This is a genomic window from Acidithiobacillus sp. TH-A36 (genome assembly GCF_057473445.1).
The window spans coordinates 1-10,362 of sequence record NZ_JBYCKP010000084.1 but is presented as its reverse complement, the minus strand read 5'-3'; the positions used below and the strand labels follow the sequence as shown (position 1 = coordinate 10,362).

Below are 10,362 nucleotides of genomic sequence, written 5' to 3'. Positions count from 1 at the left end.
TGCATGATGCGGACGATTCCTGCCGGCACAATAACCACAGAGTGATCCAGCTTGGGAAGATGGCCAGTTTTCTTCTTGAACTCTTCCATGCTGTTATGGCACACATCGAACTCCACCCCCTCAGCATTAATCGCGGCAATGCGACTCGCCACCGGGCTGTTGGGAAGATACATTTTGATGCCCGGCCCAAATGCCACGACAACAATCTGAACCTTTTCCTGACCAAAATAATTGAGCAGGTTTTGCGCATTATTCAAAGTAAGATTCCAACGGGCCGGATTATCCTGACTGACCTGGATCACCACATGATGCTCGGCAAAAGGCAAGTCATGTATAAAAGCAGGGTGATTAAAATGAAAATCATGGAGCATCGAAACATTGGCTGAATCGACATTGGCCGAAGCAGTGGCCATGCCCAACATGCCCATCACCGGCAAAACGCTGGCCAATACGGCCACCTTCAAAAAGCTCTTCAATAACATCACCATCTCCTCGTTATCTTCATCAAAAGGCAATCATCGCCTGCATGGCAAATTCATTATCCACGGCATCGGAAATACTATTCGCAACAGGATTAGGCTGATGCGGTACACCCAGCGTCCGGAAGTAGTAACCGGCCATGATTTTGGTCAGTGGCGTGAAGTGATACTGCAGACCAATAGCCCAGGTTTTGAATATGCGTTGCTGTGCCGGATCATTCGGCAAGCGGTCGTAATAGTCATAACGTAAATTCGCTTCAATATGCCTGGTCAAAAACAAGCCGCCTTCCAGCATGTAACCATTGGCCGTGTTCTGGCTGCCGGGATAAAGTTGGGTGTTGGTCAGTGGCGCAGCCAGACCAGGGGCGCTGCTGAATGCCGAAGCTGCCGATATCCAGCCGGTACCACGCATATACTGGAAGCGGAATTGCCGGCCCCATTGGTGCATATAGCCTTGCAAATACTGCACATCCACGCCGTAGCGATTCATACTGTAACTGGCGTCATTCAATTCAGGACTGGCATGCTGATACCAGATACCCGCCTGCACATCGCTACGGAAGGGTCCTTTCCCCCCGAATATATAAGCTTCCTGCAGACGCGCAGCATAAAGGGGACTGCTCGATTGGTTACCGGCAGCCACGGTTCCAAACATTCCGATCATGGCGCCATAGGTAAATTCCCAATGACCGTTACGGAACCAGTCAAAAGCCATGATGCCTGGATAGCGGAAGGCATTAACACCCAGAGTCTGTTGACCATTAATCAAATAGGCGTTCAGGTCAGGATTGATTTTGTAAGGATTGCTGGAGTTATACATTGGTTGCTGCATCAATTGCCCAATCATTGTCGATGACAACACAAAGTTATAACTCATGAATCCTTGCATGGCTCCTTCGGCGCTTGGTGCACGAATAAGACCTGCTTCAATTCTGGCCCCTGGAATATAACTGAAGGTAAAATGCCCATCAATGAGGCCAGGTTGATAACCGCCACGCACACGCGTGAAACCATTATCACCAAACTCCCCACCAAAAAAATAGGAAATATGCTTGTTCAGGTTTCCGCGAAACATGATTCGGGCCCGCAGAATATTAGCGGTAGTGCTTTGCGAAAATCCTGGAGCTATGAGATCAATATGCGGAATCTGATTTTTTTCAAGGCTGTCTTCCTGGCCGGATTGTGCATATAAACTCGGCTCAATAAATCCCGAAACACCAAATAACGGGGCTTTGGCAGGAGAAGTTCCCTGCAACTCGAACCAGTTGGCGGCATGGGCTAGCGGGGATAACCCAAGCATGGCTGCTGCGACAATAAGCGTATTTCTGGAAATTTTATGGCCGTGATACATGTTTATCACCTCGCGATGTTTTGGCTGAATATTTATATTTTGAAATAAACGACGACCAACAACGTGGGAATGCCGTTGACCTTCGCCTTACGGACAAAAAGGTCAGCAATGTTCGTGCCACAATGAAACCCATGCTTATTGTGGAAGAGGATTCGCCAATGCGGACAAAATAGCACAAGGACTTGTGCTTAAAAGAACACAACAAATAATCCATATTCCTCTATTAAGGAATACTAATAAATTGTCGCTCTATTTCTTCGAGACTCAGGCCTTTGGTTTCTGGCACCAGCTTCAGGGTGAACAGTATGGCCAAAAAAGTCATGAGGGCGTAAATCAGAAAAGTTGCACCACGGCCAATGGCGCCAACGAGATCCAGAAAAACTCCAGCCACCAGCATGTTAGCCAGCCAGTTGATCACCGTGGCCAGACTCATGGCGCGACCACGAATAGCCAGCGGGAAAATTTCAGAAATCAACAACCAGAATATCGGCCCTAAACTCATCGCGAAAAAAGCGACAAATACCGCCGAGGTCACAACGATGAGCGCAGCCCCCAACGCTCCCTGCAAATTCGTTAAAAACTCCAGCGAGAGGCCCAGCAAGCTGAACAGCATGCCCCACAATCCCCATAACAACAATTTGCGACGTCCCAGACTATCCAAAAAGCGCATGGAAATGATGGTCGCCAGGACATTCACCAAGCCAATGCCGCCCGTCGCCAGAATGGCCATGAAAGGAGAAGACAATCCAGTCTCCTGCAAAATCTTCGGCGCATAGTACAAAACGATATTGATGCCGGTGATCTGCTGAAAAACGGCCAGGCCCACAGCGATGACCATCAGGCGACGCAGTTTCCGGTTATTGAACAGGCTACGCAACGCCATAGGCTCGGTGTTCGCATTGCCCAGCTGTAAGGATTCCAGCTCTTCTGCCACCAGCGCCGTACTGCGCAAATACTGCAAAGCGGATTTGGCCCGATCGATGAGCCCTTGCCTGATGAGCCAGCGCGGACTCTCCGGCAACATCCACATTCCCACAAAAAGAATAAGCGCGGGCAAGGCTCCCAACCCCAGCATCCAGCGCCAGCCACTGCCAAGGTCGCTAAACAGGAGATCTACCCCATAGGAAATGAAAATCCCGATGCTGATGTAAAGCTGATTAATGGTGACAATGGCCCCGCGCCGCTCTGGCGTGGTAATTTCAGCCAGGTAAAGCGGGGTCACCGTTGAAGCCACCCCAATAGCCAGTCCCAGAAAGGCGCGCCCCAGAAAAAGGAGTGCCACACTGTTGGCAGACGCTGCCAAAAGACTTCCGAAAACAAACAGTGCGGCAGTTGCCAGCAAAATCCGGCGCCGTCCCCATCGGTCTGCCAGCAACCCGGAAATAGCGGCGCCCAACGCGGCACCAGCCAAGGCCACCGCCACGAACAATCCCTGCATGCTGCCATTGAGCTGGAAGTCATGCGCCAGAAAGAGCAAAACCCCCGCAACCACCCCGGTTCCATAACCAAACAGGAGGCCACCCAGACCAGCTATCACAGCAATCAGCACAAATCGCCAATCCCGATGTTTTACTGACCGTTCGGGCTGCAGCATGCTACCCCCAATACTTCCTGAATCGCGCGTTTCTGGCGCTTAATGCTGGGTACAATGGCCACCCTTCATATCCCTCTCTTCGACATAGACCAAACTACGCAGCTCCTTAATCATCTTATTGTTTTCACACTCAAGAACTGAGCCCAGATAGAGAGCATTGACCATATCTCCGTTATCCAGCGCCAGTTTTGACTGGCGTGCCAGATGATGTATTTTTTCATGGCGCTGCAAAATCTGTAAAAACTCGGACTGATCGCCAAAACGCAAGGATCCGTCCCCCTTCAGCCAGCGTCCAAGATGGCATTTTTCTTCGGCATCCTGTTCCAATACATGTTGCGGAATGGATTTTTGTTCGCGCATGGCCAGCAGAAAATTCTCGGTCCGTTGTCCATGACCTTCCAGCAAAGTCGGCAAAATATCAATGGAAGAATGGCTGAGCATACTCAAATTCAGACTTTTGAACTGCCGCAGCCAAAGGGGAATATCTTCTCCGGGCATGGGCTTGGCAAACAGATATCCCTGCAAGTGACCACAACCCATTTTCGCCAGTAATTTGGCATGGGCTTCTGTTTCCACCCCTTCCGCAATCACATCCAGACCCAACATACGACTGGCAGTAATCACAGCTGCCACAATAGCCAGATCCTTGGGGTCGTTGATCATGTCGCGGACAAAGCTTTGATCCAGCTTGACGGACTGGGCGGGGAGCTGCTGAAGATAGGTCAAAGAAGCGTTCCCCGTTCCAAAGTCATCCAGCGCCACGCGCACACCCAAATCATTGCAGGCCGCCAGTCGCTCCTGGGCATGAATGAGATCCTTAAGTGGTGCTGATTCGGTAATTTCGATTTCGATCTGCTCAGCAGGTAAACCGGGATATTTTCGTAGAGCTTTTTCCAGATCGTCCAGGAAACGTGCATCCAGTAAATGATGGGCACTGATATTAACGGAAACACGCAAGGCAAGTCCTTGTTGCTGCCAGATTTGACCTTGCCGAAAAGCGGCATCCATCACAAAAATACCCACGTCCCGGGCATAACGATGATGATCCAGACCGGCCCAGAAAGCTGCGGGACCCAGCAAACCCCGTTCAGGATCAAGAATCCGAAGCAAAGACTCAACCCCCGATACGCCACCAAAACTGTTGACGATTGGCTGGTAATGCAACACCAACTGATGATTTTTAAGTCCCCTTTCGAGCAGCAGTCGCATATTGGCCGCATTTTGTGCGGCCTCATCCAGAGTCAGACTGTACAGACTGAGCTGATCCCCTCCCTGTTTTTTTGCCGCATATAATGCCATATCCGCATGCGCCAGAAGGGTTTCTACGGATACTTCATCCAGAGGATATAACGTCACGCCCAGACTGGCACTCACATGAATCCACTCACCATCGATTTCCACAGGCGTACGCACGGCTTCCAAAATCCGTCCACAAATGAAGTCCAGGTCGTCTATGGAACCCAGCGACGGAAAAAGCAGACCGAATTCGTCCCCTCCCAATCTTCCCAAGGTGTCGCCAGAACGCAAGCATTGACGAATCCGCTGGGTGACAGAAAGCAGCAAACGATCACCGGCGCCATGTCCAAAACGGTCATTGACCGGCTTGAAAGCATCCAGATCCAGCAGCACTACCCCGAGTAAAGTCTCGTCTCGACTGGCCTGCCGGCGGGCGATTTCCAGGCGATCCATAAATAAAAGACGGTTGGGAACCTGAGTCAAGGGATCCCGGAGCATGCGATTACGTAATTGCAAAACGATCTCGCCGAGATGGGCAAACGCCTCAAAATAATCTGACCCGATTCTTTTAAAATATCCTTTTGCCCGAGCGCCAATAAAACCTAAACCTTGCAAGTCACCCGACGAAAAAGGCAGAAACACCATTTCCTGAACGCGGGGTCGCAATTTCCGGATCCATTCCGGTGCTGCAGGATCATCACTTGAGTAAACCAGGACCTGGTTTTGTTGTAAGGCCTGCCAACAGGGATCTTCTGCAGAATAAGGTAGATAGGGCATGGACAAGCGCAAACCGGCCGAAGCTTCCAGAGTTAATAGATCATTGACTCTACTGGAGCACAGAAAATAGCCAGCCAGGGTGATATAACGACTTTTACGCGGCAAGCGCTCACATAACACCTGTAAAAGACTGGTGTTATCGGTATCTTTTTCAATACGGGTGCTTGCCAGGGTATCCAGCAACACATCAAAAACGGCGCTTCGCTCACCATCCGTTTCCCGCGCTGCCCGGGCGTAGCCGCTTAACTGACTCATCAAGTCACCCATCAGCAGGCTGATGAGGATTTGTCCCAGACGCGAATGGTGTTCGGTTGGGACATGCTTTTCCAAAATCGGCTGCCAATGCCGCCAGTAGATGGTGTAGCCACCGGCCAGCCAGGCAGGATCAATGCCTAAATGGTGATGCTTGGCACCCAGTTGCTGCATGGCAGTCTGCCAGGAAGGGTTCAGTTGGTTGTTCAGAAGATCATATCCATGCTCCGCCTGACGCTGAACCAGGGCTTCAATCTTTGCTTCTGAAAAGTTTCTGAAAGCTGCGGCGGTAGCCGGATGTGAAAACAGATAGTTATAAAAATCCCGGGCCAGCTGTTCTGCACTTTGGGCAAATAAACCCCAATACTGGTCTAATAAAATGAAATCTTCACGATCCAATCCCAAAAAACTGACCAGATTATCTGAACTTTTAAAGGAGCTATTCATCGCTGCAAAAAGCCGTACAACCTCCCTGTTTGGACAGAACCGCATCCAGCACCAGGCTTTCCAGCGTTTCCGTCGGGCTTACCCCATAGAAAACACTCAGCTCCTTGAGCATTACCCATGCCCACTCTGAGAGTGCCACTTGCTTTATAAGCGCCGCTTTTTGCCCTACCTGATCATTATCAGGTTTTGTAGTAGACATAACTTTTACTCCAACCTCACTACGTTTATTCTGATAGCCATTATATTTTTTCCAGACAACCAGCCTGGACTTGTAATGAAAATGATACAAGTTCTGGGAGGGAAGAGCAAACAGAGAAACGAAGGTTTTTCTTATATATCATAAATGTAACGACAAGTAACAGCACATTATAATAATATCATTATTTTCTTAATCTGTTATTCAACGAATTTCATGAAAAATTAAGCAATCAAAATTTTTTATTAAAAAATGCGCGTATTTCTCGAGTATTCCGGGCGCTTCTGAATTTCCTCGGCTTTTTTACATAAATATAAGTGTTCGGCACGTTTTTTTTGATCGCGGGTGAGAGACATCCGGATTCCGACCAGGCACTGACCCGCTGGAGCCCCTTCTTCTTGAATACGAACAACAGTAACCACCGTTTCACAGGTTCCACAGTCAGCAATGGTAAATTCAGCAAGCACATTTTCACCAGGCCGAAACAATCCTTTGGGCGCAAAAAAGCTGGCACCGCTGGGACTGAAATCGTGTAGCCGCCCTACCAGTTCAGCACCACCCGCCTTGCGTATGGTAATAGCACCATCCAACTTGACACGTTTGGCTCTACGCGAGGCTCTGCGGTAGATCATACGCGGCACATCAAAATAATAACGCCCTTCAAACATGTATTTCAGATCCGAAAAAAACATATAAATAAAGTCACCCAATTCAAGAAAAATCAGGGCTTTCTTATAGTCTTCCTGCGCAAGAACACCCTTCAAGCGGAAAAGCAGATTCTCCGATTCACAGCCATCAAAATAAAAGTGTGCGCCAGAATCATTGCTGTCTGCCGAAAAAATTACGGCATCTCCCAGCCCCTCCGCAGACCTCTCTGAACATAGCATCGCCGGGATATTTTCAAAGACAGCTTCACCAAACTCCTCAACCAGAATTTGCTGATATTCTGCAATACTGAGCCCGCTTCTCAACGGTAGCATCATACCCAACTCTGTATCGTCAGAAGTCAGTCCCATATACCCTCCAAAAACAAGTGGATAGGCCCCATAATCCGGGCGAGCAGACAAAGGAGTAATCCAGAAAAATTCAATGAAAACTTACACGTGAAGATTTTAGAAACTTTATTACCAAAAATGTTACACCCAATGTCACAAAGGAACAAACACCGCTGGCTAACGCAACCTGTCGGGAGGGTGTCCACAAGTCCTCCGGTCTGCGCTACACTGCCCCGCAATCAACCCACCACGCTCCCGGATGGAACCCGCCATGGCCCAATATGTATTTACCATGAATCACCTGAGTAAAACCGTACCGCCCAAGCGTGCGCTGCTCAAAGACATCTCTCTGTCTTTTTTCCCTGGCGCGAAAATCGGGGTCTTGGGGCTGAATGGCTCGGGGAAATCCACCTTGATGAAAATCATGGCCGGTGTGGATCGGGAGTTTGAGGGCGAAGCCCTGCCCATGCCGGACCTGAAAATTGGTTATCTGCCTCAGGAGCCCGATGTCGATCCCAACAAGACCGTGCGTCAGGTGGTGGAGGAAGGACTCGGCGAAATCATCGACGCGCAGCAACAACTGGAAGCCGTTTATGCCGCTTATGCCGAACCGGACGCTGATTTTGATGCCCTGGCCGCCGAGCAGGGACGACTGGAAGCCATTGTCGCCGCCAGTGACGGGCATCAGGCAGAACTGCAGATGGAAGTGGCCGCTGATGCTTTGCGCCTGGCTCCCTGGGATGCGCTGGTGGGCCCTCTTTCCGGTGGCGAAAAGCGTCGTATTGCCCTCTGCCGCCTGCTGATCAGTCGTCCCGACATGCTGCTTCTCGACGAGCCCACCAACCATCTGGATGCCGAGTCGGTAGATTGGCTGGAACAGTATCTGCAGCGCTTCAGCGGGACCGTGGTGGCGGTCACCCATGACCGCTATTTCCTGGACAACGCTGCCGAATGGATTCTGGAGCTGGATCGCGGTCGTGGCTTTCCCTATAAAGGCAATTACTCGGCATGGCTGGAGCAGAAAGAAAAACGTCTGGAACAGGAAGCACGCAGTGAAGCTTCGCGCCTCAAAGCCATGCAACAGGAACTGGAATGGGTGCGTCAGAATGCCAAGGGCCGGCAAAGCAAAAGCAAGGCGCGCCTGGCCCGCTTTGAAGAACTCAGCTCCTACGAGTACCAGACGCGCAATGAAACTTCGGAAATTTTCATTCCCGTTGCCGAACGGCTGGGTAATGAAGTCATTGAATTCAAGGATGTCAGCAAAGGCTTCGGCGACAAGCTTCTGTTTGAGAATCTCAGCTTCAAGATTCCTCCGGGTGCCATCGTCGGCGTGATTGGTCCCAATGGCGCCGGTAAGTCCACTTTTTTCCGGATGATCATTGGACAGGAACAGGCCGACAGCGGCGAAGTAAGTATCGGCGCTACCGTCAAACTGGCTTACGTGGATCAGTCCCGCGATGCCCTGGCGGCCAAAAACAATGTCTGGGAAGAAATTTCGGGAGGCCTGGATATTCTCACCGTTGGTAAATTCGAGATTCAGTCCCGCGCCTACTGTGGTCGCTTCAATTTCAAGGGGAACGACCAGCAGAAACTGGTAGGCCAGTTATCGGGTGGAGAACGTGGTCGTCTGCATCTTGCGAAAACGCTGATTGCCGGTGGTAACGTGCTGCTGCTGGACGAACCGTCCAATGATCTGGATGTGGAAACCTTGCGGGCTCTGGAAGATGCCCTGCTGGAATTTGCCGGTAGCATCCTGGTCATTTCCCACGATCGCTGGTTTCTGGATCGCATCGCCACCCATATCATCGCCTTTGAAGGCGATGGTCATGTCGAATTTTTTGCCGGCAACTACCATGAATACGAAGCCGACAAAAAACGTCGACTCGGCGAAGAGGGAGCCAGGCCCCATCGCTTGCGCTTCAAGCCGATTGTTCGCTGAGGCGACGAATCTGCAAGCAGGTTCAGCGGTAATGCCAACGTAAAGTCAACGCAATGGTTCGCGCTGGTAGAGGGTAGAAATTGGCGCCGCTGTCCACGGTAATGCCACCGGTATTGATCAAACCAATTCCCTGATTTTGCAAAAGGTTATAGACCCACAAGTCGATATCCAGTGACTGGTGTGGACCATTCCAGGTGTGACCCAGGTTGAGATCCGTCAGGAAATAGCCAGGAACAGGTTCCCTGTGCAAACTGTCTGCCCAACGTGGACCAAGATACCTTTCCTGCATGGAGACGCGCCATTGTGGGCTGTCGTACTGCAAAAAGGCATTTGCGGACCACCTGGGCGTATCTGGCGTCTGCAAACCGGCTACTGGAAGTAATGTACCGCCGACCCCCTGCACATTTTGCGAAAAAACGCTGCGTGTATAACTTCCGTTGCCGGTGAGTGACCAGTTTCTGGCAAATCGCCATTGACTACTGAGACTCGCCCCATAGCTGCGCCCATTTCCGACATTTTGCGGATAGGTAAGACCGGAGAGCGCATCATATACCGAGATGGATTTGTTCTGAAAAGTACCGTAATACCCCAAAGCTTCCATATATCCCGCATCGGAAACCCAACGCAAGGCCATATCTCCCTGATTGCTGCGAATCAGGCGCTGGGCATTCCAAAGATTCTGGATTTGCAGACCTGCACGATTAAAGGCTGCGGCGTTCTGCTGATAAGCCGGCCACAAATCAAATCCCGGGGAGGCTACGTTACTCCCTGCACTGGCACGCAACAGCCAGTGCTCGCGCAGTAAAAAACGCAATCCCAGGTAAGGCAGAAAGGCTGTCAATGTCCGGCCTCTCACTGACTGACGAGCGATCAGCGCAGACTGAGCCAGCGCCTCATCCAGTACATCCGTCGTCAGTTTACGGGGATCAAAGGCCTGCAATCCCGGAAGGGTATCCCAGACATATCTGCCACCCCAATCCATGGTCAGCCGGCCCCAGTGCCAGCTTTGTTGCAGATAAAAACTATCGTAACGTTCCGGACTGCCCGGTGCACTCAGCAAGGACCAGCGCAGAAACTGCAGCCCTCCATTTGCAGT

At 50.8% G+C, this 10,362-nt stretch carries 8 protein-coding genes; 1 reads left to right on the top strand and 7 read right to left on the bottom strand.

Annotated features, from left to right (window positions below; translation table 11 throughout):
* The 6 genes from AC2VLY_RS02420 to AC2VLY_RS02395 form a co-directional block, all read right to left on the bottom strand.
* Positions 1 to 482, bottom strand: a 482-nt coding sequence (locus tag AC2VLY_RS02420; protein ID WP_486921703.1) for a DsrE family protein, incomplete at its 3' end; no start/stop codon positions are given.
* A gap of 22 nt (positions 483 to 504) precedes the next feature.
* Positions 505 to 1,830: a porin gene (locus tag AC2VLY_RS02415; protein WP_193650236.1), complete on the bottom strand. Its 1,326-nt coding sequence runs from the start codon at positions 1,828 to 1,830 to the stop codon at positions 505 to 507.
* Positions 1,831 to 2,053: 223 nt separating this feature from the next.
* Entirely contained in the window at positions 2,054 to 3,424 is a 1,371-nt protein-coding gene (locus AC2VLY_RS02410) for a sugar porter family MFS transporter (RefSeq protein WP_193650237.1), read from the bottom strand.
* 39 nt (positions 3,425 to 3,463) lie between these two features.
* A complete protein-coding gene (locus AC2VLY_RS02405) occupies positions 3,464 to 6,136 on the bottom strand; it encodes an EAL domain-containing protein (RefSeq protein WP_486921702.1) in 2,673 nt (890 codons plus the stop codon).
* Positions 6,129 to 6,335, bottom strand: a complete 207-nt coding sequence (locus AC2VLY_RS02400; protein WP_193650239.1) for a hypothetical protein — start codon at positions 6,333 to 6,335, stop codon at positions 6,129 to 6,131. The genes AC2VLY_RS02405 and AC2VLY_RS02400 overlap by 8 nt, the downstream gene beginning before the upstream one ends.
* A 242-nt stretch (positions 6,336 to 6,577) precedes the next feature.
* Positions 6,578 to 7,348 carry a PilZ domain-containing protein gene (locus AC2VLY_RS02395; RefSeq protein WP_193650240.1) on the bottom strand — a complete coding sequence of 257 codons (771 nt, stop codon included), beginning with the start codon at positions 7,346 to 7,348 and terminating at the stop codon, positions 6,578 to 6,580.
* Between the two features lie 250 nt (positions 7,349 to 7,598).
* On the opposite strand from AC2VLY_RS02395, the gene ettA reads away from it, so the two are divergent.
* The gene (gene ettA, locus AC2VLY_RS02390; RefSeq protein WP_300252718.1) at positions 7,599 to 9,266 is read left to right on the top strand and encodes an energy-dependent translational throttle protein EttA; all 1,668 of its coding nucleotides are present in this window, start codon (positions 7,599 to 7,601) and stop codon (positions 9,264 to 9,266) included.
* 22 nt (positions 9,267 to 9,288) lie between these two features.
* Here ettA and AC2VLY_RS02385 read toward each other — a convergent pair.
* Positions 9,289 to 10,362 (bottom strand): TonB-dependent receptor domain-containing protein (locus AC2VLY_RS02385; RefSeq protein ID WP_486921701.1); only part of this gene is annotated, 1,074 nt, incomplete at its 5' end.